We start from the raw sequence: 25,941 nt of genomic DNA on the forward strand, positions 1-25,941 counted from the left end.
CTGCCAGATGACACCCAGTCAATTTTTTAGAACGCGCTTGTGCTGATTTATTCAAAATAATACCTAGTGCGCCCGGCGCACTAACTAGGAGAACGGCATGCTTGAGCTCACCAACGAGCAGATATCCATGGGCCAGACAGCTGTGGATAAGTCTGCTGCCTTGCGCTTGCTCGCAGACAAACTGGTGACCGACGGTCTGGTCGCCGAAGGTTATTTGAGTGGCCTGCAAGCCCGTGAAGCCCAAGGCTCGACCTTTCTTGGCCAAGGTATCGCAATCCCCCATGGCACTCCCGCAACCCGCGATCAGGTGTTCACCACTGGCGTGCGCCTGCTGCAGTTTCCCGAAGGGGTGGATTGGGGTGATGGCCAGATGGTCTACCTGGCGATCGGCATTGCCGCCAAATCCGACGAACACCTACGCCTGCTGCAACTGCTGACCCGCGCGCTCGGTGAAACTGATCTGGGCCAGGCGTTGCGTCGCGCCAGTTCCGCTGAAGCGCTGCTGAAACTGCTGCAAGGCGCGCCGCAAGAACTGGCGCTGGATGCGCAGATGATCAGCCTTGGGGTGTCCGCCGATGATTTTGAAGAGTTGGTATGGCGCGGCGCCCGCCTGCTGCGCCAGGCCGACTGCGTGAGTAATGGCTTTGCTGCCGTACTGCAACAGGTTGACGCGCTGCCGCTGGGCGACGGCCTGTGGTGGTTGCACAGCGAGCAAACGGTCAAGCGGCCGGGACTGGCGTTCGTCACCCCGGACAAACCCATGCGTTACCTCGGCCAGCCCCTGAGCGGCCTGTTCTGCCTGGCCAGTCTTGGCGAAGCCCACCAGGCCTTGCTCGAACGCCTGTGCGCATTGCTGATCGAAGGCCGGGGCCAGGAACTGGGCCGTGCCACCAGCAGCCGCGCGGTGTTGGAAGTACTCGGTGGCGAACTGCCCGCCGATTGGCCCAACGCGCGAATCGCCTTGGCCAACGCGCACGGTTTGCATGCACGTCCGGCAAAGATCCTCGCGCAACTGGCGAAAAGTTTTACTGGAGAAATCCGCGTGCGTATCGTCGACGCCCAAGGTAGCGCCGTGTCGGTTAAGAGCTTGAGCAAGTTGCTGAGCCTCGGCGCCCGGCGTGGCCAGGTGCTGGAGTTTGTCGCCGAACCTGCCATTGCCAGTGATGCATTGCCCGCCATGTTAGCGGCCGTCGAAGCGGGGCTCGGTGAAGACGTCGAGCCATTGCCTGTCGGGAGCTCCGTGCAGGAAGTCGTCGACCTCCAACCCCAAGTCAGTGCTCCATTGGCCGGTAGCCTGGTCCAGGCCATCGCCGCCGCGCCCGGTATCGCCATTGGCCCTGCGCATATCCAGGTACTGCAACCGTTTGAGTACCCGCTGCGTGGTGAGTCGGCCGCCATCGAACGCCAACGCCTGCACGCCGCCCTGACTGATGTGCGCCGTGATATCCAGGGTTTGGTCGAACGCAGCAAATCCAAGGCCATCCGCGAGATCTTCATCACCCACCAGGAAATGCTCGACGACCCGGAACTCACCGACGATGTCGACACTCGCCTCAAGCAAGGCGAAAGCGCCGAAGCGGCCTGGATGAGCGTGATAGAAGCCGCTGCGAGGCAGCAGGAGTCCTTGCTGGATGCATTATTGGCTGAACGCGCCGCCGATCTGCGGGACATCGGCCGTCGGGTGCTGGCGCAATTGTGTGGCGTCGAGACCGCACAGGAACCGGATGAACCCTACATCCTGGTGATGGATGAAGTCGGCCCCTCGGACGTGGCCCGTCTTGACCCGGCACGCGTTGCCGGCATTCTCACCGCCCGTGGCGGCGCCACTGCTCACAGCGCCATTGTCGCCCGTGCCTTGGGCATACCGGCGTTGGTGGGTGCAGGCCCGGCGGTGTTGCTGCTGGCAGCGGGTACGCCGTTGCTGCTGGACGGCCAGCGTGGTCGCCTGCATGTCGATGCTGACGCCGCGACTTTGCAGCGTGCGACGGTTGAGCGCGACACCCGTGAGCAACGCCTGCAAGCCGCTGCCAACCAGCGTCACGAGCCAGCCTTGACCCGCGACGGTCACCCCGTGGAAGTGTTCGCCAATATCGGTGAAAGCACCGGCGTGGCCAGCGCGGTAGAGCAGGGCGCCGAAGGCATTGGCTTACTGCGCACCGAACTGATTTTCATGGCCCATCAACAGGCGCCCGACGAAGCCACCCAGGAAGCCGAGTACCGTCGGGTGCTCGATGGCCTTGGCGGTCGGCCGCTGGTGGTGCGCACCCTGGATGTGGGTGGCGATAAACCATTGCCGTACTGGCCGATAGCCAAGGAAGAAAACCCGTTCCTCGGCGTGCGCGGCATTCGCCTGACCTTGCAACGACCACAGATCATGGAAGCGCAATTACGTGCGCTGCTGCGCTCGGCGGATAATCGACCATTGCGGATCATGTTCCCCATGGTCGGTAGCGTCGACGAATGGCGCCAGGCCCGGGACATGACTGAGCGCCTGCGCCTGGAGATTCCGGTGGCCGACTTGCAACTGGGCATCATGATCGAAGTCCCGTCGGCTGCGTTGCTGGCGCCAGTGCTAGCCAGGGAGGTGGACTTTTTCAGCGTCGGCACCAACGACCTGACGCAATACACCCTAGCCATCGACCGTGGTCATCCAACCCTCTCGGCCCAGGCCGACGGCTTGCATCCGGCGGTGTTGCAGTTGATCGATATCACCGTGCGCGCGGCCCATGCCCATGGCAAATGGGTCGGTGTGTGCGGGGAATTGGCGGCGGACCCGTTGGCCGTCCCGGTGCTGGTCGGCCTGGGTGTCGATGAGCTGAGCGTCTCGGCCCGCAGCATCCCAGAGGTCAAGGCCCGGGTGCGCGAATTTACCCTGAGCCAGGCCCAGGACTTGGCGCAACAAGCCTTGGCGGTGGGTACTCCCGCGCAAGTGCGTGCTCTTGTGGAGGCCGTGTAAATGGCAAGAATCCTAAGCCTGACGCTGAACCCGGCGTTAGACCTGACGGTGCCACTGGCGCGCCTGGAACCGGGCGAGGTCAATCGCAGCGAAGCCATGATCACCCATGCGGCCGGCAAGGGCGTCAACGTCGCCCAAGTGCTGGCGGACCTGGGTCACCAGGTGACCGTGTGTGGTTTTTTGGGTGAGGACAATCTACAAGCTTTCGAAACGTTGATCGCTCGCCGTGGTTTTGTCGATGCCTTCATTCGCGTGCCGGGAGAAACCCGCAGCAATATCAAGATTGTCGAGCACAACGGGCGAGTCACCGACGTTAATGGACCCGGCTTGGTGATCAGTGAGCAGGCGCAACAGGCGTTGCTCGATCAACTGGCACGCATTGCGCCCGGGCACGACGCCGTGGTGGTTGCTGGCAGCCTGCCCCTTGGTGTGAGCCCGCAGTGGTTGCAGGGGCTGCTGGTGCAACTGAAAAACCAGGGGCTCAAAGTCGTCCTGGATACCAGCGGCGAGGCCTTGCGTGCCGGGCTCAATATTGGCCCGTGGTTGATCAAGCCCAATACCATGGAACTGGCCGAGGCCCTGGATTGCCCGATGGATTCGGTCATGCAGCAGGTGCAAGCCGCCGCGCGTTTGCATAGCCAAGGTATCGAGCATGTGGTGATCTCCCACGGCGCCGATGGCGTCAACTGGTTCAGCTCCGGCACGGCATTGCACGCTACGCCGCCCAAGGTCAGTGTCGCCAGTACCGTGGGTGCGGGGGATTCGCTGTTGGCCGGAATGCTCCACGGTTTGCTCAACTTCGATGTGCCTGAAACGACTTTGCGCCGGGCCACGGCCATTGCCGCGCTGGCGGTGACGCAGATCGGTTTCGGTATCAGCGATGACGCGCAGTTGGCGCGTCTCGAAAGCGGCGTTCGCGTGCGCCCGCTGACAGAACAATAAGAGGGTTTTTCATGAAGTTAGCCATTGTTACTGCCTGCCCCAACGGCATGGTCACCAGTGTGCTGTGCGCCCGCTTGTTGGACGCCGCCGCGCAGCGCCAAGGGTGGAGCACCAGTGTCGAAGTGGTCGATATGCAGCACCCGGAGCGCCAGTTGTCTGCTGCGACCATCGAGGCTGCCGAGTGGGTGTTGCTGGTCAGCAGTACGCCGGTGGATAGGCAGCGTTTTGTCGGTAAGCGAGTGTTCCAGAGCACGCCGGCTCAGGCGTTGCAGGATGTGGAAGCAGTGTTGCGCCGGGGCGCCGAGGAAGCTCAGGTGCAAGTGGCTGATCAGGCCCCGGCTAAAAGCACGCCGCGCATTGTGGCGATCACCGCCTGCCCGACCGGCGTTGCCCACACGTTCATGGCCGCCGAAGCCTTGCAACAGACGGCCAAGCGCCTGGGGTATGAGCTGCAGGTGGAAACCCAGGGTTCGGTCGGTGCGCGTACACCGTTGAGCCCGGAAGCGATTCGTGACGCGGATGTGGTGTTGCTGGCAGCCGATATCGAAGTCGCCACTGAGCGTTTTGCCGGTAAGAAGATCTACCGTTGTGGCACCGGCATTGCCCTCAAGCAGTCAGAAGCCACCCTCAATAAAGCACTGGCCGAAGGCAAGCAGGAAAGCGCCGCCAGTGGCGCAACGGCCAAGCCCGAGACGACCGGGGTCTACAAGCACCTGCTGACCGGTGTGTCGTTCATGCTGCCGATGGTGGTGGCGGGCGGTCTGTTAATCGCCTTGTCCTTCGTTTTTGGGATCCAGGCTTTTGAAGAAAAAGGCACGCTGGCGGCGGCCCTGAAAACCGTTGGCGATCAAGCATTCATGCTGATGGTGCCGTTGCTGGCGGGTTATATCGCGTACTCAATCGCTGACCGCCCGGGCCTGGCACCGGGGATGATCGGCGGCCTGCTGGCCAGCACCCTGGGCGCCGGATTTATCGGCGGGATTCTCGCGGGATTCCTCGCGGGTTACTGCGTAAAGTCGATCAGCCGTGTGGTACGACTGCCGCAAAGCCTTGAAGCCCTCAAGCCGATCCTGATCATTCCATTGTTGGCGAGCCTGTTCACCGGCTTGGTGATGATCTACCTGGTGGGCCCGCCGGTGGCACAGATGCTGACGGGGCTGACGGATTTTCTCAGCAACATGGGCACGGCCAACGCGGTGCTGCTGGGCATCCTGCTGGGCGCGATGATGTGTGTTGACTTGGGCGGTCCGATCAACAAGGCGGCTTATGCATTTTCCGTCGGGTTGCTGGCGGCACAAAGCGGTGCGCCGATGGCTGCCACCATGGCCGCGGGCATGGTGCCACCCATTGGCATGGCCATCGCCACCTTCCTGGCGCGACGCAAGTTTGCCCAGACCGAGCGCGAAGCGGGCAAGGCGGCGTTGATCCTTGGCATGTGCTTTATCTCCGAAGGGGCTATCCCGTTCGCCGCCAAGGACCCGTTGCGGGTGATTCCGGCGAGCATCGCCGGTGGTGCATTGACCGGTGCGCTGTCGATGTATTTTGGTTGCAAGTTGATGGCGCCCCATGGCGGGCTGTTTGTGATGCTGATCCCCAATGCGATCAATCATGCGCTGTTGTATTTGCTGGCGATTGTGGCCGGGAGCTTGTTGACGGCGGTGATCTACGCGCTGCTCAAGCGACCTGAGGCAATTGAGCTAAGCGTCGCGGCCGCCAAGGCCTGACGCGGTTAATACAGGACTGTCATATCTGCTTCATCCCCGCGTGTTTAAGTTCCCCTTTTGGTCCAGCGAGGGGAACCCACCATGAACCACTTTGACCTCGGTCGCCGCCGTGTGATGCAAGCCGTCGGCGCCGGCCTGTTGTTACCGGGCCTGGCGCCGGCGGTGATTGCCTCGGTCAAGGACCGGCCGCAACTCACCGACGGCGTGCAGTCCGGCGACCTGCAGGGCGACCGGGCGATGATCTGGAGCCGCAGCGACCGCCCGGCGCGGATGGTGGTGGAGTGGGACACCCGTAGCGTGTTCAGCAACCCACGCCGTTTCATCTCGCCCCTGGCCGACGGCCGTACTGATTTCACTGCCCGGGTTGAACTGACCGGGCTGCCCGCCGACCAGGCGATTTTCTACCGCGTGCACTTCGAAGACGCCCAGACTGGCGTCGCCAGTGAACCTTGGTTCGGCCACCTGCGCAGCGTGCCGCAACAGCGCCGCGACATCCGTTTCGTCTGGAGCGGCGACACCGTTGGCCAAGGTTTTGGCATCAATCCGGACATCGGCGGCATGCGTATCTACGAAGCCATGCGCTTGCGCTTGCCGGACTTTTTTATCCACAGTGGCGACACCATCTACGCTGACGGCCCGGTGCCGGCTCAATTGCCCACTGAAGGTGGGCGCATCTGGCGCAACATCACCACCGAAGCCAAAAGCAAAGTCGCCGAGACCCTGGACGAATACCGCGGCAACTATCGCTACAACCTGATGGACGAAAACATCCGCCGCTTCAACGCCCAAGTGCCGCAGATCTGGCAGTGGGATGACCACGAAGTGCTCAACAACTGGTCGTCGAGCAAGCAGTTGGATGATCGTTACCAGACCAAAGACGTCAATGCCCTGGTTGGCCGAGCGCGCCAGGCCTGGCTGGAATATGCACCGATGCGCCTGCAGAGCGCCGACCAAGGTGGGCGCATCTATCGCAAGCTCAGCTATGGGCCGCTACTGGATGTATTCGTGCTCGACATGCGCAGCTATCGGGGGCCGAACGACGACAACCTGGGGGGCGAAAAACCCTTCCTGGGGCGTGAGCAACTGGACTGGCTCAAGCGTGAACTCAAGGCCTCCAAGGCCCAGTGGAAAGTCATTGCCGCCGACATGCCCATCGGTCTCGGTGTGCCCGACGGTGAAGTCAGCCCGGGTGTGCCGCGCTGGGAAGCCATCGCCAATGGCGACCCGGGCCCGGCCCAGGGGCGCGAGTTGGAAATTGCCGAACTGTTGGCGTTCCTGCGGGCGCAAGAGGTACGCAACCATGTGTGGTTGACCGCCGATGTGCATTACTGCGCGGCCCATCACTACCACCCGGATCGGGCTGCGTTCCAGGATTTCGAGCCGTTTTGGGAGTTTGTCGCCGGGCCGCTCAATGCTGGTAGTTTTGGGCCTAATCCGCTGGACAAGACCTTTGGCCCGCAAGTGGTGTTCGAAAAAGCACCACCGGCACAAAACACCTCGCCGTTTGCTGGCTTCCAGTTTTTTGGGGAAGTGCAGATTGATGGGCAGACGGCTGAGCTGACGGTGATCCTGCGGGACTTGGATGGAATCTCGGTGTTCGAACAGAAATTGCAGCCGGTTTGAGTGCCAGTCACTGTAGCCGCTGGCGCAGCCTGCGATCGGCTGCGCAGCAGTCGTTTGGGTCTTGAGATTGTTGAAGGTCCTTCGGCCCTTATCGCAGCCTCGTGCCTCGGCAGCGGCTACAAGGGCCGCCGATCACCGATCACCGATCACCTGTAGCCGCTGGCGCAGCCTGCGATCGGCTGCGCAGCAGTCGTTTGGGTCTTGAGATTGTTGAAGGTCCTTCGGCCCTTATCGCAGCCTCGTGCCTCGACAGCGGCTACAAGGGCCGCCGATCACCGATCACCTGTAGCCGCTGGCGTAGCCTGCGATCGGCTGCGTAGCAGTCGTTTGGGTCTTGAGATCGCTGAAGGTCCTGCGGCCCTTATCGCAGCCTCGTGCCTCGACAGCGGCTACAGGGACCGTCGACCACTGATCACTTGTAGCCGCTGGCGCAGCCTGCGATCGGCTGCGCAGCAGTCGCCTGGGCCTTGAAATTGTTGAAGGTCCTGCGGCCCTTATCGCAGCCTCGTGCCTCGACAGCGGCTACAGAAGCCCGTCGATCACCGATCACTTGTAGCCGCTGGCGCAGCCTGCGATCGGCTGCGCAGCAGTCGTTTGGGTCTTGAGATTGTTGAAGGTCCTTCGGCCCTTATCGCAGCCTCGTGCCTCGACAGCGGCTACAAGGACCGTCGATCACTGGTCACTTGTAGCCGCTGGCGCAGCCTGCGATCGGCTGCGCAGCAGTCGCCTGGGTCTTGATAGGGTCAATAGACATCCCGGCGATAGCGACCTTGCTCGATTAACCGCTCCACCGCCTCGCTGCCCAACACATCCACCAACACCTGATCCACCCCGGCCGCCATGCCCTGCAAGCTGCCGCAGACATAAATCGCCGCCCCCTGCGCCAACCACTTACGCAGCACCTCTGCGGATTCACGCAAGCGGTCCTGAACGTAGACTTTTTCCGCTTGGTCCCGAGAAAAAGCCAAGTCCAGCAACGCCAGGTCACCGCTGGCCAGCCAACCTTGCAGTTCGTCCTGGCAGTGGTAATCGTGGGCGATATGACGTTCCCCAAACAGCAGCCAGTTGCGTTGCTGGCCGTCGGCAATTCGCGCCTTGAGCAGGCTGCGCAATCCGGCGAGGCCGGTGCCGTTGCCCAGCAGAATCAGCGGCGCGGGCGTATCAGGCAAATGGAAGCCACTGTTGCGCCGCACGCGCAGGCTGATGCCCGAACCGATGGCGGCGTGCTCGGTCAGCCAGCCGGAACCCAGGCCGAGGCTGGCGTCGGGGTGACGCTCCTGGCGCACGATCAGTTCCAGTACACCGTCGCTGGCAATCGAGGCGATGGAGTATTCGCGCATGGCCAGAGGCACCAGCGCATTGACCAGCGCCTGGGCATGCAGGCCCACCAGATGGGCGCGATTGTCCGGGAGCTGGCGGCTGGCCAGAGCCTGTTTGAGGGTCTGTGCCAGACCGTCCAGCATCACTCCATCGCTGCCAGCAATGCCGAGGCCGGCGAGGAAGTGTTCGATGGCCCCGGGGCAATTGCGCGGTAGTACTTCTACCAAGTCCCCGGCCAGCCAGGTCTGTGGGCCTGGCGGTGTCAGCCCAAGCAGATAGACGCCAGAGCCGCTGCTGTGCGGATTGAGCAGAACGCGTTGGCTCAAGGTCCAATTTTCGTAGTGTGGGCTGGCCCACGCAGCGGTCGGTGCATGACCGGTCAGTTGACCCAGCTGCTGTTGCCAATGCAGCAAGGCCTCGCTGTCGCCGCTGTCGACTTCAACCGGGGCAAACAACGGGTTGCCGCCCTGGTTGGTCAGCCAGAAGTGCAGGCGCCGGGCAAAACCGCAAAAGTGCTGGTACTGGCGATCACCCAGAGCCAATACCGAGTAGTTCAAGCCTTTGAGGGACAGGTCACGGCCCAATACGCTGCGTTCGAAACCGCGTGCGCTGTCTGGTGCCTCACCGTCACCGAAAGTACTGACCACAAACAACGCATTTTTCGATTGGCGCAAGTCTTCTTCGCTGACGCTGCCCAAGGGCTGCACCTTCACCGGCAAACCTGCGGCTTGCAACTGCCCGGCGGTTTGCCAGGCCAGTTGTTCGGCAAAGCCGCTCTGGCTGGCGAACCCGATCAACCAGGCAGGAGCGTCGCTGTGGTTTTCACCCAGGCCTTTACGAGCCTCTTGGACCTGGCGCTTTTTGCGGCGACGGTCCAGGTACAACAGCCAGCCGGTGATAAAGAACAGCGGCATGCACAGCGCGGTAAGGGTGAGCATGATCCGTCCCACCAGGCCGAAGTAACTGCCGACGTGCAGTGCATAAATGCTGGTCAGTAACTGTGCTTTCAGGCTTTTGCTGGCGTATTGATCATGGCGTTTGACCTCGCCGGTGGCCGGGTCCAGGGTGATCTGGTTCAGCGCCCGGTCATGGGGAGAGTCCTGTAATAGATAGAAAACCGTGGCCGGCTGCCCGGCGACGGCCGGCATACGGATGTTGTAGGTACTCAACGTCGGGCCGGCATTGCTGTAGATGCTGCTCCACATCGCCTCGTAGTTGGCCACGGGTGCCGGGCCTTCAGGAGGCGGACCGCGCTTGCGCATACGCTCGTTTTGCGGGGCATCCGACAACAGTTTCCTGAGGCCCTGGTTGTACCACTCGTAAGACCACGATAAGCCGGTCAACGCCGCCAAGAGATAGAACAGCAGGCACCAGGTGCCGAATACCGAGTGCAGGTCCCAATTGAAACTGCGGCCCTTTTTGCGCCAGTCCAGGGTCAACCAGACGCGCCAACTCGCCACTTGGCGAGGCCAGCGCAGGTACAGGCCGGACAGGCAGAAGAACACCAGAATCAACGTACAGGCACCGGTGATTTGCCGGCCGGTGTCGCCCATGGCCAGGAAGCGGTGCAGTTTCAATACGAAACCGAAGAAGTCCTGGCCGAGGGCGTCGCCCATGTAGTTGCCGGTGTACGGGTCGAAGTAGCGCATCTGGCCACGCCGCTCGCCTGGCGGCGGGGTGAAGAACACCCGGGCGGCGCTGTCGCTTTCGCGCGTCACCCAAAGCATCGACACCACCTTGCCTTCGCGGGCCTCAAGTTTGCGCACCAGTTCGGCCGGCGGCAAAACTCCGGCCGGACGCTGCTCTACGGTGAGCACCGTCGGGTTGAGTGCCTTGAGGATTTCATCCTGAAACGAGACTGTGGCCCCGGTAATCCCCATCAATGCCAACACTAGCCCAGCGGTAATGCCGAAGAACCAATGCAACTGGAACAGGGTTTTCTTCAACACGTCGGGCGGCCTCGTTCATCGGGATATATTCGTCACGGCACGCATTATGCCGTGGGTGTTCGAGAAACATTCTGTTTTACACACAAAAACCCCACGCATCCGGTACGTGGGGCTTTGTCGTTGCCCAAGTCCCTGTAGCCGCTGGCATCAGCGGCTACAGGGACCCCGCGTCAGAAGTGGAAGCTGGTGGTCAACAGCGCCGTACGACCGGCTGCCTGGTTGGCGAAGTGTGAGGCGTAAGCCTTGTCGTAGTAGGTCTTGTCGGTCAGGTTCTGTACGTTCAATTGCAGGTCGACGTTCTTGGTCAGCTTGTAGCTGGCCATGGCGTCGTAGCGGGTGTAGGAGGGCACGTATACGGTATTGGCCGCATCGCCGTAGACCTCATCGACATAAAACGCACCGCCGCCGATAGTCAGTTTCGGGGTCACCTCATAGGTGGTCCACAGGCTGAAGGAGTTCTTTGGTGTGTTGGGCATTTCATTGCCTTTGTTGGAGCCAGCAGTGACAGCACCTGCGCGGTTACCGTTTTTACCTGGGTCAACCAGCTCGCTTTTCAGGTAGCTGTAGCCGGCGAACACTTGCCATTTATCGGTAAGTTTGCCGCTGGCCGACAACTCCAGGCCGTCGACCCGGGATTCACCGGCGGTTTCATAGGTGTTGGAGTCCACCAGGATCCGGGCGTTTTTCTTCTCGGTGCGAAACACCGCGGCGGTCAGGGAGAGGCGGCTATGGAACAAGTCCCACTTGGTGCCCAACTCGTAGTTGACGGTTTCTTCGGGTTTCAGGTCGCTGGTGTTGATACCGGTGACGAACCCATTGGGATCAGCACCTTCACCCACCAGGCCGCCGGCCGGGGAGGCCGAGGTCGCATAGGAGGTATAGATGCTGCCGTTTTCCAGAGGCTTCCAGACCAGGCCGGCCTGCCAGTTGAAGAACTGGCTGTCGTCCTTGACCTTGGTTCTGCCGGCTGCCGCGTTGGTGTTGGCTTCGGTGTCGAAAGTGTCGTAGCGCAGGCCGACGTTCAACAGCCATTTCGGATCGAGCTCGATGGTGTCGAATACGTAGGCGGCGCGGCTGGTGGCCTTGGTGTTGGTGCCGTAGTAGTTGCGCGCGATGCTGCTATCCCACGCATCGCCAGGATTCGGGTTGGCGAGTGATGTGCAGCTTGGTGTGCTTCCTGGATTACAGACCTGTGCGCCGTTGGACGTGCCAAAGTCATAGCCACTGACGCGTGTTTCTTCACCGGTGAATTCCAGGCCGGTGGAGTAGGAGTGCTTGAAGCCCAGGGCCTGGAAACTGCCAAACAGATCGGTTTGGTTGGTCGTGGTGGTGGTGGTGGATACCCGTGCGTTGGCGCGGCGCCAAACAGTACCGAACTGGCTGACATTGCGTTTGCTGTCATCCGGTTGAGTAAGAATGTAATCCTGCCCGGTGCTGCCATGACGCAACGTGTTTTTCAGCGTCATGCTGTCGTTCAGGTCGTGCTCAATGGAGAACGTGGCGATATCGGCGCGGGTCTTGCGGAAGTCGCGATCTTTCAAGCCATAGAAATTATTGCTGTCGCCGCCGTCGGTCGGTTTGTCGTGAACGTGTGCTGTTGCCGTCGGCGAGCTGTAGCCATATGGAATCCCCGAGTCCGGCAGGTCATTGCTTTCCATATGGTAGTAGCTGAAGTTGACGCGGGTTGGCGTACCCAGGCCGAAGGTCAGCGATGGGGCCACGCCCCAGCGGTCGTAGTTGATGGTGTCGCGACCGGCCACGTTCTGTTCGTGGCTCATCAGGTTCAGGCGGAACGCGGCGTTGTCCAGGAACTGACGGTTGACGTCGAGTACATAACGACGGGTCTGGTCGGAACCGTAGGTGAAGCCGCCATTGAGGAAGTCCCGCGCCTGTGGGGTCTTGCTCACCAGGTTGAGGCTGCCACCGGCCGAGCCGCGACCGCCAAAGGAAGAGTTGGGGCCTTTGCTGACTTCGATGGACTCGATGTCGAAAATTTCCCGGCTCTGCCCGCCGGTGTCGCGCACACCGTCGAGGTAGGTGTCGCCCTGGGCGTCAAAACCGCGAATGAACGGACGGTCGCCTTGAGGGTTGCCACCTTCGCCGGCGCCGAAGGTAATGCCCGGTACGGTGCGCAAGGCGTCCTGCAACGAGGTGGCGGCTGTGTCCTTGAGGACTTGCTGCGCTACCACGGTGACCGAGCGCGGGGTATCCACCAGCGGTGCGGTGTACTTTTGCGAAGAGGCTTTTTCTACCTGGTAGGACGTTGCGTCCTGTTCTTGCCCGGTGATGCTGGTCGCACCCAGGGAAATGCTGTCGCGCTCGCCTTTTTGACTGGTGTCTTCGGCCGCTTGAGCCAGGTGGGCTGCAGAGCTGGCGCTGATGGCAACGCCGATGGCCGAAGCCAGCAAGCGAGGTGAATTGACCGGTGTTTTTATAGAAGTGCGCGACATGACGTGTCCTTTCCCCAAGGATGTTAGGTCGCGGAATATAGGGTGAACAAGTATTTCTATCAATTGCGATACATTACTATTCGCGTTGAATTTACATTCTTTACACTTTTTACTTACGGTTTTCACGATCTCGTTCGTCAGAAGCGCCGAACAGGGTTTTACACACCCAATAAGAATCAATACCATTGGCGTCCCTTTGCCCCAGGTATTGCCCCATGTTGCTGCACATTCCCGGCTTGTTCTCTCGCGAGGAAGTGCTGCGCATCCGCGAAGCCCTGGCGCAGGCCGATTGGGCCGACGGCAAAATCACCGCGGGGCATCAATCGGCCAAGGCCAAACACAACCTGCAACTGCCGGAAGGTCATCCACTGGCCCAGGAAGTCGGTGCGGCGATGCTGGATCGGCTATGGAAAAATCCGTTGTTTATGTCAGCGGCGTTACCGCACAAAGTTTTCCCGCCGTTGCTCAACTGTTACACCGCCGGTGGCAGTTTCGACTTCCACATCGACAACGCCGTGCGCCAGCCCAAGGGTAGCCATGAGCGGGTGCGCACCGACCTTTCCGCCACGCTGTTTTTCAGCGACCCAGACGACTACGACGGCGGCGAGTTGGAAATCCAGGACACCTTCGGCGTGCAGCGGGTCAAACTGCCAGCCGGCGATATGGTGCTGTACCCCGGCTCCAGCTTGCATAAAGTCAACGCCGTGACCCGTGGCGCCCGCTACGCCGCATTTTTCTGGACCCAGAGCCTGGTGCGCGAAGACAGCCAGCGCACCTTGTTGTTTGAAATGGACGGTGCTATCCGGCAACTCACTGCGGATGTGCCCGATCACCCGGCACTGATCCAACTCACTGGCACTTATCACAACCTGTTGCGCCGTTGGGTCGAGGTTTGACTGTGGGCTTTCAAGTGCACCGTGAAGAAGTTCTCGACGGCGAGCAACTGCGCGCCATGCTCGACGAATCCCCGGCACGCGCCGCCCAGGCGATCCTGATGGCGGCCAAGGCGGGCCTGCTTGACGCCCAGGCGCTGCTGGGGCAAATCCTCCTGGAAGGACGCGGCATTGAACGTGATGAGGCGCTGGCGCTGCGCTGGTTCCAGATCGCGGCCCAGGGTGGTCATGTGATGGCGCGAAATATGGCCGGTCGTTGCTTTGAGCATGGTTGGGGCTGTACCGCCGACTCCGGGACGGCCGCCCGGGAATATCGCCTGGCAGCGCAAGCCGGCCTGGATTGGGGCTTGTACAACTACGCCAACCTGCAGGCGACCGGGAGGGGTGTGCCCTGCGATCAGCAGCAAGCCCTGATGTGTTATCGACAAGCGGCAGAGTTGGGTCATGCCAAATCGATGAACTTGCTGGGACGGTATCTGGAAGAAGGGCAGTTCTGCCCGCAGGATTTGGATGCGGCGGTTGAGTGGTATCGACGCTCAGCGCAAGGCGGGGATTTTCGTGGGCAGTTCAGTTACGCGGCAGTGTTGGCTGACCGAGGCCAGATCGATGCTGCGCTGGAATGGTTGCGCAAGGCACTGGCGGGCGGGAATCTAAAGTTTTTGCGGGTGGCTTACAACGCATTGTCGGCCGCCAATGATCCGCAAATTCGGGCAATGGCTGTGGATTACCAGCGACGCTTGAAGCTACTGACTGTTCTGTAGGAGCGAGCTTGCTCGCGAAAAACCTGAGGACCACGCGTTCATTCAGAATGGGCGCGTTATCGTTGACGATCTTCGCGAGCAAGCTCGCTCCTACAGGGGCAGCTACTTACAGGTAGAACGACTTCAGTGGGGGGAAACCGTTGAATTCAACAGCGCTGTAGCTGGTGGTGTAGGCGCCGGTGGACAACCAGTACAAACGATCACCAATCGCCAGGTTCAGCGGCAAGCCGTACTTGTAGTTTTCATACATGATATCGGCGCTGTCGCAGGTCGGGCCGGCGATGACCACTTCTTCCATCTCGCCTTTCTTCTCGGTCCAGATCGGGAACTTGATGGCTTCGTCCATGGTTTCGATCAGGCCGGAGAACTTGCCCACATCCGTGTACACCCAACGCTCGACGGCGGTACGGGATTTACGCGCAACCAATACCACTTCACTGACCAGGATCCCTGCGTTGGCGATCAACGAACGGCCCGGTTCAAGAATGATTTCCGGCAGATCGTCGCCGAAGTCTTCCTTGAGGAAGCGGATGATTTCCTCGGCGTAGGTTTCCAGGCTGTTGGTGCGGGTGATGTAGTTGGCCGGGAAGCCGCCGCCCATGTTGATCAGCTTGAGAACGATGCCGTCTTCTTCTTTCAGGCGCTCGAAGATCACTTTGACCTTGGCGATGGCCGCGTCCCACACGCTGATGTCGCGCTGTTGCGAGCCGACATGGAACGAGATGCCGTAAGGCACCAGGCCCAGGTCGCGGGCGAGAATCAGCAGGTCCATGGCCATGTCGGTCTGGCAGCCGAATTTGCGCGACAGGGGCCAGTCGGCAGTGGTCGAGCCTTCGGTGAGGATGCGCACATAGACTTTCGAGCCCGGGGCGGCCTTGGCGATGTTGCGCAGGTCGGCTTCGGAGTCGGTGGAGAACAGACGCACGCCCTTCTCGTAGAAGTAGCGGATGTCCCTGGATTTCTTGATGGTGTTGCCGTAGCTGATACGGTCGGCGCTGACGCCACGGTCCATCACTTTGTCCAGCTCGTAGATCGAGGCGATGTCGAAGCTCGAGCCTTTGTCTTTCAGCAGGTCGATGATTTCGACGGCCGGGTTGGCCTTGACCGCGTAATACACCTTGGCGAAATCAAAACCGGCACGCAGGTCATCGTAGGCCTGGCTGATCATCGCGGTGTCGATCACCACGAACGGGGTTTCTTGCGTGTCGGCGAAGGCCTTCATTTTCTGGAAGGTTTCGCGCGCGTAATAGTCTTCGACCTTGATCGACATGCTGGGAACTCCTAACGGCAAACTAGATTGATCAATGGGTGCAAATGAACGTCCTCCGTATCCCCACTTTGGTTCGCCTACTTCCCAAGGCATGTCGCCGAAAGCAAAAAAGGCCACGGGATCAAGTTTCCCTTGGCCTTGCTGTCTCGTCGTCAGTACTTGAGCCGGATGGATCGTTTCCAGCATGGACGTTCGGCGCGAACTTTAGGGCGTGAGAGGCTTGAGATCAACTAAAAATGTCGCGTTTTTGCATGCGTTCGTCGTGTGGTGCTGTGCAGCTACTTATGTAGCCGACCGGTGTGACAGATTGATGTTCCCCGGAATGTGGAATGCAGGAGCGAGCTTGCTCGCGAAAAACGCCAGGGCACCGCGTACATTCAGGATGCCAGTGCTATTGTTGATGTTCTTCGCGAGCAAGCTCGCTCCTACAATTTATATCGGGTCAGGCCTGGGCAGTCTCGGCCGGTGAAACAATGCTGGTCTTGCCGCCACGGGACTTGCCGGAACTCAGGTACTCGGCAATCGACTCCTGGGTCACTTCCCCGAGGAATACCCGCTCGGCATCCATCACCGGCAACCATGAACGGTTGAACTCGTACATCCGCGACAGCAGGATGCGCAAGTGCTCGTCAAACGCCGCCGTGGCGTTGAACTCCAGCAGGTATTGGCCACAGTTACCGGACTGACGATGCAGGTCGCGGCGTCGTACATAACCCAGCGCCTTGTTCTCGCCATCGGTGACCACCACGTAGCGGCGGTCATGCTCATCCATCAGCTCCAGGGCATCAGCCACTGGGGTTTCCGGGCTCACCGAGGGTGCGTTGTCCGCCGCGTCTTCGGCCTTTACCAGTAACAGGCGCTTGAGGGTGCTGTCCTGGCCGACAAAGCTGCTGACGAATTCGTCGGCAGGGTGGGCCAACAGAGTGTCCGGGTGGTCGATCTGCAACAGCTTGCCGGCGCGGAAGATGGCGATCTTGTCTCCCAGCTTGATGGCTTCGTCGATGTCGTGGCTGACCATGATCACGGTCTTGTTCAGCGCGCGTTGCATCTCGAAGAATTCGTTCTGGATCATCTCGCGGTTGATCGGGTCGACCGCGCCGAACGGCTCGTCCATCAGCAGCAACGGCGCATCGGCCGCCAGGGCGCGAATCACGCCGATCCGCTGTTGCTGGCCGCCAGATAACTCACGCGGGTAGCGGTGCAGGTACTGCTTGGGCTCCAGCTTGATCATGCTCATCAACTCGCGGGCGCGGTCGTGGCATTTTTGCTTGTCCCAGCCCAGCAATTTGGGCACGACCACGATATTTTCTTCGATGGTCATGTTGGGGAACAGGCCGATCTGCTGAATCACGTAGCCGATATTGCGGCGCAGGGTCACTTCGTCGAGGTCGGTGGTGTCTTCGCCGTTGATCAGGATCTTGCCCGAGGTCGGACGGATCAGGCGGTTGATCATTTTCAGCGTGGTGCTCTTGCCGCAGCCCGATGGCCCCAGGAATACGCAAATCTCGCCTTCGTTGACGGTCAGGCTCACGTCGTTAACGGCGGTGATGGTCTTGCCGTTGCTTTGGAAGGTCTTGGACAGGCTTTGAAGTTCGATCATTTGAGCAATCCTTTTGGAGTCAGCGAGCGTTGCAGCCATTGCAGAAGCAGGTCGGCGAAGATGGCCAGGAGACTGACCAGCACGGCGCCAACGATCAGCATCGACATGTCGCTGCGGCTGATGGAAGCCAGAATAAGTACACCCAGGCCACCGGCGCCGATGGTGGCGGCGATGGTCATGACACCAATGTTCATCACTACGGCGGTGCGCACACCGGCGAGGATCACCGGCACGGCAATGGGCAACTCGACCATGCGCAGGCGCTGGCCGAAGGTCATGCCGATGCCGCGAGCGGCTTCGCGAATGCCCGGCTCCACGCCCGTGAGTGCCAGGTATGTGTTACGCATGATGGGCAACAGGGAGTAGAGGAACACGGCGGTGATCGCCGGCATTGGCCCCAGGCCCTGGCCGAACTTGGAGTAGAACGGCAGCAGCAGGCCGAACAGGGCGATGGATGGCACCGTCAGCAGCACCGTGGCGCTGGCTTGCAGCGGGCCGGCCAGTGTCGGGAAGCGGGTCATCAGCACACCCAGGGGCACGCCGACGACAATTGCGAGGACCACTGCGATACCGACCAGGGTGATGTGCTGCCAGGTCAGGTGCAGGACCTGTGTCCAGTCAAGATGGGAAAAGGCGTTTAAAAATTCCATGTCTTTTCCTCTTAGTTGATTGGATGCTGGCGCAGGAAGTCTGCTGCGACAACGGATGGGCTTTCATGGTCAACATCGACCCGTGCGTTGAGTTCGCGCATGGTTTCGTCATCGAATAGCGCCGCCAGCGGCTTGAGGTCAGCGGCCAGTTGCGGGTGGGCGTCGAGATAAACCTGGCGCACCACCGGCGCTGCGGTGTAGTCAGGGAAATAATGCTTGTCGTCTTCCAGTACCTTCAATTTGAAGGCGTTGAGACGACCGTCGGTGGTATAGACCAGGCCCGCAAACACTTGCCCGTTACGCAGGGCGGTGTAGACCAGGCCGGCGTCCATCTGCCGGGTGTTCTTGCGGGTCAGGTTCATGTCGTACAGCTTGACCATGCCCGCCAGGCCGTCGGAGCGGTTGGCGAATTCGGTGTCCAGGGCTACCAGGCGATTTTCCCCGGAGTCTTCGGCCAGGGCGCGGGTCAGGTCGCTGATGCTATTGATCTGCGGGTATTGCTTGGCCATGTTCTCTGGCAGTGCCAGGGCGTAGGTGTTGCTGAATTTCGACGGCGACAGCCAGACCAATCCTTTTTTTGCGTCGAGTTCTTTCACGCGGGCATAAGACTGTTCACTGTCGAGTTTCTCGTCGACATGGTTGTAGGCTACCAGCGACACGCCGGTGTACTCCCAAAGCATGTCCAACTGCCCGCTTTCCTGGGCACTGCGCGCCAGGTTGCTGCCCAGACCGCTGGTCACGCGGGTGTCATAGCCCTTGGTGCGTAGGTACTGGGAGGTGATTTCGGCCAGCAGGGTCTGTTCGGTAAACACCCGGGCGCCGATGCGGATCACCGGTTTTTCAGCGGCTTGCGCAATACCTGCCAACAGCAGGATGCAGCCTAGTATCAAAGTCAGTTTTTTCATGTTGATTCCTTTGCCAAGCCTTAAGACGCGCGCAATCCGCGTTCCAGCCAGAGGCGGCTGGTCATGGTCACCAGACCGTCGAGCAATAAGGCCAGCAGCGCGGTGCAAGCTGCGCCGAGTAGCAGTTGCGGCTGATTGTTCAGGGCGATGCCCGGGAAAATCAGGCTGCCGAGACTGTTGGCGCCAATCAGGAACGCCAGCGGTGCGGTACCGACGTTGATCGCCAGGGCCACGCGCACACCGCCGATGATGATTGGCACGGCGTTGGGTAGTTCCACGCGAAACAGCACTTGGCGTGGGGTCATGCCGATGCCGACGGCGGCTTCTTTCAGGGAACCCTGGACGTTTTTCAGGCCTTCATAAGTGTTGCGCACGATGGGCAGTAACGAGGCGAGAAACAGGGCGAAGATCGCAGGGCCGCTGCCAATGCCCAGGATGCCGAGGGCGATGGCCAGTACCGCCAGGGGAGGGATGGTGTTACCGATGTTGAAGATTTGCATGAAGCGTTCTGCGCGCCCGACCATGTTCGGTCGGCTAAGCAGGATACCGGCGGGGATCCCCACAATCAGGGCGGCCAGCATGGAGACCAGGACAAGAATCAGGTGAGCTTGCAGGTAAAACAACAAATCGTCGCGGTACATCTCGAACGTGTTGATGCCGATCCAGTGGACCAGCAGGGCCAGGAGAGCGACGACAACCGCACCTCCTATCAGCCCTTTGCCATAGCGAATAGCCACAGGCAGACTCCTTTATTTCTGTCGGCGAACACATTCCCCTGTGGCATTGCCATTCCTGGCAGCCGGTGAATGTGGTCGCGAAATGCAACTCGCCAATGCCGGTCAGACGGCATGAGGTCGAGCCATGAGCGCAGCCTCGTCAGGCTAACTTGCTGATTTTTCAGCCCCTGTTATGAGTGCGGTAACAGGAGAGTGGACGCCTCCACCTTTTAAAAGGTTCCATATTTGGCAGCATTTAGCCACCCTTTTGGCACGGGCAACCGGTCGAGCGGTGGTCGCTCAACCCCGGTTTAGGCTATACTCGCCGCCCTTTTTTGACTCACCTGCCAGGCGATTTCCCATGACCCACCAGGCCGCCGAAGTCGCGAAACGCCGCACTTTCGCCATTATTTCCCACCCCGATGCCGGTAAAACCACCATCACCGAAAAGCTCCTGCTGATGGGCAAGGCGATCGCAGTGGCCGGCACGGTGAAATCCCGCAAGTCCGACCGCCATGCCACATCCGACTGGATGGAGATGGAGAAGCAGCGGGGTATTTCCATTACCACCTCGGTCATGCAGTTCCCGTATCGCGACCATATGGTCAACCTGCTGGACACCCCGGGTCACGAAGACTTCTCCGAAGACACTTACCGCACCCTGACCGCAGTGGACTCGGCGTTGATGGTCCTCGATGGCGGTAAAGGCGTCGAGCCACGTACCATCGCGCTGATGGACGTCTGCCGTCTGCGGGACACGCCGATTGTCAGCTTCATCAACAAGCTCGACCGCGACATCCGTGACCCGATCGAACTGCTCGACGAGATCGAAGCCGTGCTGAAGATCAAGGCTGCGCCGATCACCTGGCCGATCGGCTGCTACCGCGACTTCAAGGGTGTGTACCACCTGGCCGACGACTACATCATTGTCTACACCGCCGGTCACGGTCACGAACGCACCGAAGTCAAAATCATCGAGAAACTCGACTCCGACGAGGCTCGTGCCCATTTGGGCGACGAGTACGACCGCTTTGTCGACCAACTGGAACTGGTGCAGGGCGCCTGCCACGCGTTTAACCAGCAAGAGTTCCTGGATGGTCAACTGACGCCGGTATTCTTCGGTACTGCCCTAGGCAACTTCGGCGTCGATCACGTACTCGACGCGGTGGTCAACTGGGCACCCAAGCCACTGGCCCGTGTTGCCAACGAACGTACTGTAGAGCCGGTGGAAGAGAAATTTGCAGGCTTTGTGTTCAAGATCCAGGCGAACATGGACCCAAAACACCGCGACCGTATCGCCTTTATGCGCATCTGCTCCGGCAAATACGAAAAAGGCATGAAGATGCGCCATGTGCGCACCGGCAAGGACGTGCGCATCGGCGATGCCCTGACCTTCTTCTCCTCCGAGCGTGAGCAGTTGGAAGAAGCTTTTGCCGGCGACATCATCGGCCTGCACAACCACGGCACCATCCAGATCGGCGACACCTTCACCGAAGGCGAAGTGCTGAGCTTCACCGGCATCCCGCACTTCGCCCCGGAACTGTTCCGCCGTGTGCGTCTGCGCGATCCGCTCAAGTCCAAGCAATTGCGTCAGGGCTTGCAGCAGTTGGCGGAAGAGGGCGCGACCCAAGTGTTCTTCCCCGAACGCAGCAACGACATCATCCTCGGCGCCGTGGGCGTGCTGCAGTTCGATGTGGTGGCCAGTCGCTTGAAGGATGAATACAAGGTCGAGTGCTCCTACGAGCCGATCACCGTGTATTCGGCGCGCTGGATCGATTGCAGTGATAAGAAAAAGCTCGAAGAGTTCAGGGTCAAGGCGGTCGAAAACCTCGCCATCGACGGCGGCGGCCACCTGACCTACCTGGCCCCGACCCGGGTCAACCTGGCGCTGATGGAAGAACGCTGGCCGGACGTGAAGTTCCGCGCAACTCGTGAACATCATTAAGGTTTGAGCGGTAGATAGAAGGGCGAAGCTGTGATGGCTTCGCCCTTTTTTTTCGCCAATACGTTCAGTTTTTGAGCTTCCCCGCAAACGCATTAGATCCGCCAGTGAGATGTCGGCTTACGGCTCACTATCGTCAATCATGGTCCTTAGCAAACTTGCCACCACTGTTGAGTGGGATTTTTCCGTAGGGCTGTTTCTTTTGGTTTGTGGCCTCGTTCTTCTTCTACGGTACTGGGGCTTTTACTCTCGACACTAAGAACGAAGGCGACTAGGTTCGAGGAAGGTGCTCGACATTATATCAATCGAAGTTGATAGGTTCGCCGATACTGGGTATCCAAAAGGACAGGGAATGAAACTTGATGACATTGGTAATACTCCTCTTCTGGAAATAGAACGGCTGGCTAACAATGGAAACCGTATTTTCTCAAAGTGCGAGTTTATGAACCCCACCGGAAGCCATAAAGATCGAACCTATCTCAATATAGTCAGTGCGCTGGAAAGCAAAGGTGTCATTAAGAAGGGTATGACACTGATTGACTGCTCTACAGGTAATGGTGGCGCGGCTCTAGCGTGGATAGGTAAGGAGAAAGGCTACAGCATCAAGATTTTCATGCCGGAAGGGATGACAGAGGAGCGGAAAGAGCAAATCCGCTCATTTGGAGCGCAGATTATTGAAACGCCAAAAGAAACGTTTCTTAACGGCTCCGTGAACGGTGCCAAAAAGTATTTAGAACGTCACAATGACGGGGATACCTATTTTTTGGATCAGGCAAATACTCTGCTCAACAAAGAAGCTTGGCACGCGTGTGGCGAAGAAATAGTTGAGGCGTTAAAGACGAAAGGAGTGGTTCCCGATTTTTTCATTTGTTCCATTGGTACAGGGGGTACATTTTCAGGTATCGCAGAGATTTTAAAACGAGAGTATAAAAATATTACAACGATTGGAATTGAGGTTGACCGTTCCGCCCCTTTGTATGCTTCAAGGAACGGTCTTGATTTTGAACACCATTCCCATAATTTGATGGGGGTGGGCGCCGGCGTGTTATCAGTTAATACCGTATCGAGCTTGATTGACGATGTGATGGTTGTGGATGATGGTGAATCTTGGGGTAGGATGAAAAGATTTATTGCGGAGTGCGATTTAGGTATTGGGCCTACGTGTGGCGCTAATTTGGTCGTGTGCGAACAAATAAGCAAGCTATTTGATAATAAAAACATTGTTACGCTGTTTTTTGATAGCTCGTGGAAATACAAAAGCCGGTGGGACGGTCTGTATCCAGAGTACGTGGGGGGATAAATAATGTTGCTTAAAGAAATTTATAAAAATGCTAAGGTTGTTAATTCCGGTAAAGCATTGACTACCGTTAATGAGTTTACCGACCAGCTGCCGGCATTAAGGCCTGAAGTACTTCTCGAGGTCGCTTACAAAGTCATTAAGTTGATGGATTTTACTGCTGATAAAATCGTGACTGAAGAGGATAAGGGTGCCCCACTGGCTACGGCGGTATCCATATTGACCGGTATACCGATGGCAATGGCGAGATGGTATCCATATAGCTTGGATTCGGTAAATGAAAGTGTTGTCAGTATCAGTTCCGAGTACTTTGAGGGGAAAATGTATCTCAATGGTGTTCAGCCTGGAGACCGTATCACTGTTATTGACGACACCTTAAGCACTGGAGGCGCGGTTATCTCCCTTATCGAGGCCATCAGGAATTGTGGGGGGAAAGTTGTTGACATTATTTGTGTGGTGGAAAAAATTCAAAATGGCGGGGCTAATAAGGTCTTCAAGGAGACTGGCATCAACGTAAAAACAATAATGAAAATTATGGTGAGTAAGGAAGGGGTCGAGGTAGTCGAATAATGACTGCCTTGATGGGTGTAGGTGTAAGTTTCGACGATGTGGTAGGCGCTGTAAATGAACGGTGTAGCCTTAATAAAGATAGGTGAGTTGAGGTCGGAATCTTGAAAAAAACCGGTGTTGTACTAGGCCTGCTATTTTGTTTTATTAGTGCTGCCTTTGACGTATATGTTGCATTTTTGACTCAAGCAATCAGTACGCTGCTCGTGATTTTTTATTGTTTTGTTTCTTCAGGTGTTCTATTTTTAGCCTACACCCTACTCAAAGATAAAGCGTCCTTGTTATTCAGGATTAAAAGAGATATGCCTTTGGTGGTACTGGCAAATGTTTCTGTTTTGTTCAATTGGGGAGGGCTATTTTACGCGCTTCGTTATCTGGAGCCTGCCGTCGTCGGGGTCGCGTCCGTTGCGTGTGGGCCGGCACTTACTTTGGTTATTTCGGCGTTCGACAAAGAAGGTGGTAGGGCCGGTAGAATAGAAACGGTTATTTCCTATTTGGTGCTGTTGTCTGTTGGGATCATGTTGTACAACTCGTTTGTCGGCGATAGTGGCATTTCTTCAAATAGTCAAGAGCAACGTGTGCTGGGGATTGTTAGTGTTGTAGTGTGTGCGCTGGGGACGGTGTTGTACACCATTGTGTCGAAGAGGCTTTTTTCTCGCGCTTGGGCTGTTCACGAGATACTGGCAACCCGAAATATTCTGATGATTGTGCTGTGTGTGGTTTTGATACTCAATAGTGGTGCGTCATTTGGTGTGTCAAGCAGCCTTGTAGTACCAATGTTGATACTGGTTGTTGTGGGGCATTTGCTTCCTGTTTATTTGATTCAGAAAACTATATTTCATCTGAGTGCGATTCATGTGTCCCTGGTGCTGCTCACCCTGCCGGTCTTTACGTTGGCATTGCAATATCTAGACTCCAGGGTGGAGTTCTCGGCTCCTAGTATGGTGGCGATCATAATTATTGTTTTGCTTTTGGGTGTGCTGGCACTTTATAAGGTCAATGAGGCAAGGCGGGTTCGAAATGATTAAAGTCGTTGTGGTTGACGGGTTTTCCTCCGGTAAATTTCTGGCAAAAAAACTACAAGCCGATGGCTGTGTTTTATTACACGTTGCTTCGAGTTCACACCTTGATGATTATTACTATATCGGATTTGACCTGTCTATTTATAAAGCTGTAATCACAAACGAGAATTTTTCCTCTACTGTCTCTGAGGTAAAAAAATTCAAGCCGCACGTTATCATCGCTGGTGCGGAAAGTGGTGTGTTTTTGGCAGATGAGTTAAATGATGCTTTTGGGCTTTCATACTGTAACGATTTTTCTAAAACAACGGCTCGCAGAAATAAGTATGAAATGATTGAGCACCTTTCTGCTGCTGGCTTGCCAGTCGCACGGCAGGCAGTTGTTGACGCGTGGGATTCGGCTCGGGTATGGATTGAGGCGCATGATAAGTTTCCCGTTGTGCTCAAACCTCTTGAAAGTGCAGGCGCCGACGGTGTTTATATCTGTAATGATTTGATAGAGGCCGAGGCTGCGTTTGCTAAAATATATGGAGTTAAGAATAGGTTAAATATTGATAACATAAGTGTTTTGGTACAGGAGTATCTGGTCGGTACTGAGTACGTTGTGAACATGGTTTCTTTGGGTGGAAAGCAATTGGTAACTGAGGTTGTCCGGTACAAGAAGCGGTTACTGGGCACAGGCAGTATAATCTACGATATTGATGAGATGATGCCGTCAAGCTCAGAGGTCTATAAAAGTCTTGTTGATTATACCCGTCAGGTGGTGATGTGCTTGGGGATTAAAAATGGTCCGAGTCATGCTGAAGTAATGTTGACTGCTGATGGTCCTAAACTGGTGGAGGTTGCAGCGAGGACCGACGGTATACTTAGAGACACTGTCTGTGCGCAAACAACGAGGCTTGGGCAAATTAACGCCGCTGCGATGTCCATTACTGATCCTGCTGCCTTTGAACGCTTGGTGGCGACAGACACCCATTACGAACTTTTTCAGAACTCTTATAATGTTTGCTTAATAAATAGTTCGAAGGGCGTTTTCAGTAAAGAACTATTTTTAATGCAGCTTGCTCGGTTAGAATCTTTTTTTGAAGCTGTATTCTACGCGCAAGATGGGCAAGAAATAGCTATCACAAAAGACGTTTTTAGTCAGCCGGGAACTGTGTATTTAGTTCATGCCGACCTTTCAGTGATTGAGTCAGACTACAAGGCCATTCGTAGAATGGAGTCTGAGGCTATCTACCTAATGTAATAGGTATAAATGTGGATGCTCGGCGATAGCGATATGTAAACAACCCAGGAAAAAGAAGCCCCTCCCGCCAGGCTGATGCGCAACCTGATGGGAAGGGCTTTGAAACGCGGT

The 25,941-nt window shown here is 57.9% G+C and carries 18 protein-coding genes; 11 read left to right on the plus strand and 7 right to left on the minus strand.

The window, feature by feature from the left end; genetic code table 11:
- Positions 1-97 precede the first annotated feature (97 nt).
- From ptsP to GIR22_RS17660, 4 genes are all read left to right on the plus strand, one after another.
- Positions 98-2,956 (plus strand): phosphoenolpyruvate--protein phosphotransferase, encoded by a 2,859-nt coding sequence (ptsP, locus tag GIR22_RS17645; protein WP_154744580.1) that lies wholly within the window; start codon positions 98-100, stop codon positions 2,954-2,956.
- Positions 2,957-3,898 (plus strand): 1-phosphofructokinase, encoded by a 942-nt coding sequence (gene pfkB, locus GIR22_RS17650; RefSeq protein WP_154744581.1) that lies wholly within the window; start codon positions 2,957-2,959, stop codon positions 3,896-3,898.
- A gap of 11 nt (positions 3,899-3,909) precedes the next feature.
- Complete coding sequence (locus GIR22_RS17655; RefSeq protein WP_154744582.1) at positions 3,910-5,622, plus strand: PTS fructose-like transporter subunit IIB; 1,713 nt, start codon at positions 3,910-3,912, stop codon at positions 5,620-5,622.
- Positions 5,623-5,703: 81 nt separating this feature from the next.
- Entirely contained in the window at positions 5,704-7,245 is a 1,542-nt protein-coding gene (locus GIR22_RS17660; protein WP_154744583.1) for an alkaline phosphatase D family protein, read from the plus strand.
- A gap of 743 nt (positions 7,246-7,988) precedes the next feature.
- On the opposite strand, the gene GIR22_RS17665 is transcribed toward GIR22_RS17660, so the two are convergent.
- Together GIR22_RS17665 and GIR22_RS17670 are read right to left on the minus strand one after the other, a co-directional pair.
- Positions 7,989-10,514 carry a PepSY domain-containing protein gene (locus GIR22_RS17665; protein ID WP_178122332.1) on the minus strand — a complete coding sequence of 842 codons (2,526 nt, stop codon included), beginning with the start codon at positions 10,512-10,514 and terminating at the stop codon, positions 7,989-7,991.
- Positions 10,515-10,684: 170 nt separating this feature from the next.
- Positions 10,685-12,964 (minus strand): TonB-dependent receptor, encoded by a 2,280-nt coding sequence (locus GIR22_RS17670; RefSeq protein WP_154744584.1) that lies wholly within the window; start codon positions 12,962-12,964, stop codon positions 10,685-10,687.
- A 215-nt stretch (positions 12,965-13,179) separates the two neighbouring features.
- Between GIR22_RS17670 and GIR22_RS17675 the strand changes: the two genes are divergently transcribed.
- Together GIR22_RS17675 and GIR22_RS17680 are read left to right on the plus strand one after the other, a co-directional pair.
- On the plus strand, positions 13,180-13,860 hold the full coding sequence (locus GIR22_RS17675; RefSeq protein WP_154744585.1) for a Fe2+-dependent dioxygenase: 681 nt from the start codon (positions 13,180-13,182) through the stop codon (positions 13,858-13,860).
- A gap of 2 nt (positions 13,861-13,862) precedes the next feature.
- Positions 13,863-14,618 (plus strand): SEL1-like repeat protein, encoded by a 756-nt coding sequence (locus GIR22_RS17680; protein WP_178122333.1) that lies wholly within the window; start codon positions 13,863-13,865, stop codon positions 14,616-14,618.
- 106 nt (positions 14,619-14,724) lie between these two features.
- Here the strand turns inward: GIR22_RS17680 and GIR22_RS17685 are convergent, their stop codons facing one another.
- From GIR22_RS17685 to GIR22_RS17705, 5 genes are all read right to left on the minus strand, one after another.
- Complete coding sequence (locus GIR22_RS17685) at positions 14,725-15,888, minus strand: type III PLP-dependent enzyme (protein WP_154744586.1); 1,164 nt, start codon at positions 15,886-15,888, stop codon at positions 14,725-14,727.
- 442 nt (positions 15,889-16,330) lie between these two features.
- The gene (locus GIR22_RS17690; RefSeq protein ID WP_154744587.1) at positions 16,331-17,488 is read right to left on the minus strand and encodes an osmoprotectant ABC transporter ATP-binding protein OsmV; all 1,158 of its coding nucleotides are present in this window, start codon (positions 17,486-17,488) and stop codon (positions 16,331-16,333) included.
- Positions 17,485-18,138 carry an ABC transporter permease gene (locus GIR22_RS17695; RefSeq protein ID WP_154744588.1) on the minus strand — a complete coding sequence of 218 codons (654 nt, stop codon included), beginning with the start codon at positions 18,136-18,138 and terminating at the stop codon, positions 17,485-17,487. Before GIR22_RS17695 ends, GIR22_RS17690 begins: the two co-directional genes overlap by 4 nt.
- An 11-nt stretch (positions 18,139-18,149) precedes the next feature.
- Positions 18,150-19,043: a glycine betaine ABC transporter substrate-binding protein gene (locus GIR22_RS17700; protein WP_154744589.1), complete on the minus strand. Its 894-nt coding sequence runs from the start codon at positions 19,041-19,043 to the stop codon at positions 18,150-18,152.
- Between the two features lie 20 nt (positions 19,044-19,063).
- A complete protein-coding gene (locus GIR22_RS17705; protein ID WP_178122334.1) occupies positions 19,064-19,780 on the minus strand; it encodes an ABC transporter permease subunit in 717 nt (238 codons plus the stop codon).
- Between the two features lie 340 nt (positions 19,781-20,120).
- Between GIR22_RS17705 and GIR22_RS17710 the strand changes: the two genes are divergently transcribed.
- From GIR22_RS17710 to GIR22_RS17730, 5 genes are all read left to right on the plus strand, one after another.
- Positions 20,121-21,704, plus strand: coding sequence for a peptide chain release factor 3 (locus GIR22_RS17710; RefSeq protein WP_154744591.1), 1,584 nt, complete (start codon positions 20,121-20,123; stop codon positions 21,702-21,704).
- Positions 21,705-22,053: 349 nt separating this feature from the next.
- Positions 22,054-23,001 carry a cysteine synthase family protein gene (locus tag GIR22_RS17715; protein WP_154744592.1) on the plus strand — a complete coding sequence of 316 codons (948 nt, stop codon included), beginning with the start codon at positions 22,054-22,056 and terminating at the stop codon, positions 22,999-23,001.
- 3 nt (positions 23,002-23,004) lie between these two features.
- Entirely contained in the window at positions 23,005-23,568 is a 564-nt protein-coding gene (locus GIR22_RS17720; RefSeq protein ID WP_154744593.1) for a phosphoribosyltransferase family protein, read from the plus strand.
- Between the two features lie 101 nt (positions 23,569-23,669).
- Positions 23,670-24,593, plus strand: a complete 924-nt coding sequence (locus tag GIR22_RS17725; RefSeq protein WP_154744594.1) for a DMT family transporter — start codon at positions 23,670-23,672, stop codon at positions 24,591-24,593.
- Positions 24,586-25,830, plus strand: a complete 1,245-nt coding sequence (locus tag GIR22_RS17730; protein ID WP_154744595.1) for an ATP-grasp domain-containing protein — start codon at positions 24,586-24,588, stop codon at positions 25,828-25,830. The genes GIR22_RS17725 and GIR22_RS17730 overlap by 8 nt, the downstream gene beginning before the upstream one ends.
- The last annotated feature ends 111 nt before the right edge of the window (positions 25,831-25,941 follow it).

It is taken from the genome of Pseudomonas karstica (genome assembly GCF_009707515.1).
GTDB classification, from domain to species: domain Bacteria; phylum Pseudomonadota; class Gammaproteobacteria; order Pseudomonadales; family Pseudomonadaceae; genus Aquipseudomonas; species Aquipseudomonas karstica.

Bases quoted from the DNA above. Each gene is read 5' to 3' on its own strand.
- ptsP (WP_154744580.1), top strand. From the start codon at position 98: ATGCTTGAGCTCACCAACGAGCAGATATCCATGGGCCAGACAGCTGTG.
- pfkB (WP_154744581.1), top strand. From the start codon at position 2,957: ATGGCAAGAATCCTAAGCCTGACGCTGAACCCGGCGTTAGACCTGACG.
- GIR22_RS17655 (WP_154744582.1), top strand. From the start codon at position 3,910: ATGAAGTTAGCCATTGTTACTGCCTGCCCCAACGGCATGGTCACCAGT.
- GIR22_RS17660 (WP_154744583.1), top strand. From the start codon at position 5,704: ATGAACCACTTTGACCTCGGTCGCCGCCGTGTGATGCAAGCCGTCGGC.
- GIR22_RS17670 (WP_154744584.1), bottom strand. From the start codon at position 12,964: ATGTCGCGCACTTCTATAAAAACACCGGTCAATTCACCTCGCTTGCTG.
- GIR22_RS17675 (WP_154744585.1), top strand. From the start codon at position 13,180: ATGTTGCTGCACATTCCCGGCTTGTTCTCTCGCGAGGAAGTGCTGCGC.
- GIR22_RS17685 (WP_154744586.1), bottom strand. From the start codon at position 15,888: ATGTCGATCAAGGTCGAAGACTATTACGCGCGCGAAACCTTCCAGAAA.
- GIR22_RS17690 (WP_154744587.1), bottom strand. From the start codon at position 17,488: ATGATCGAACTTCAAAGCCTGTCCAAGACCTTCCAAAGCAACGGCAAG.
- GIR22_RS17695 (WP_154744588.1), bottom strand. From the start codon at position 18,138: ATGGAATTTTTAAACGCCTTTTCCCATCTTGACTGGACACAGGTCCTG.
- GIR22_RS17700 (WP_154744589.1), bottom strand. From the start codon at position 19,043: ATGAAAAAACTGACTTTGATACTAGGCTGCATCCTGCTGTTGGCAGGT.
- GIR22_RS17710 (WP_154744591.1), top strand. From the start codon at position 20,121: ATGACCCACCAGGCCGCCGAAGTCGCGAAACGCCGCACTTTCGCCATT.
- GIR22_RS17715 (WP_154744592.1), top strand. From the start codon at position 22,054: ATGAAACTTGATGACATTGGTAATACTCCTCTTCTGGAAATAGAACGG.
- GIR22_RS17720 (WP_154744593.1), top strand. From the start codon at position 23,005: ATGTTGCTTAAAGAAATTTATAAAAATGCTAAGGTTGTTAATTCCGGT.
- GIR22_RS17730 (WP_154744595.1), top strand. From the start codon at position 24,586: ATGATTAAAGTCGTTGTGGTTGACGGGTTTTCCTCCGGTAAATTTCTG.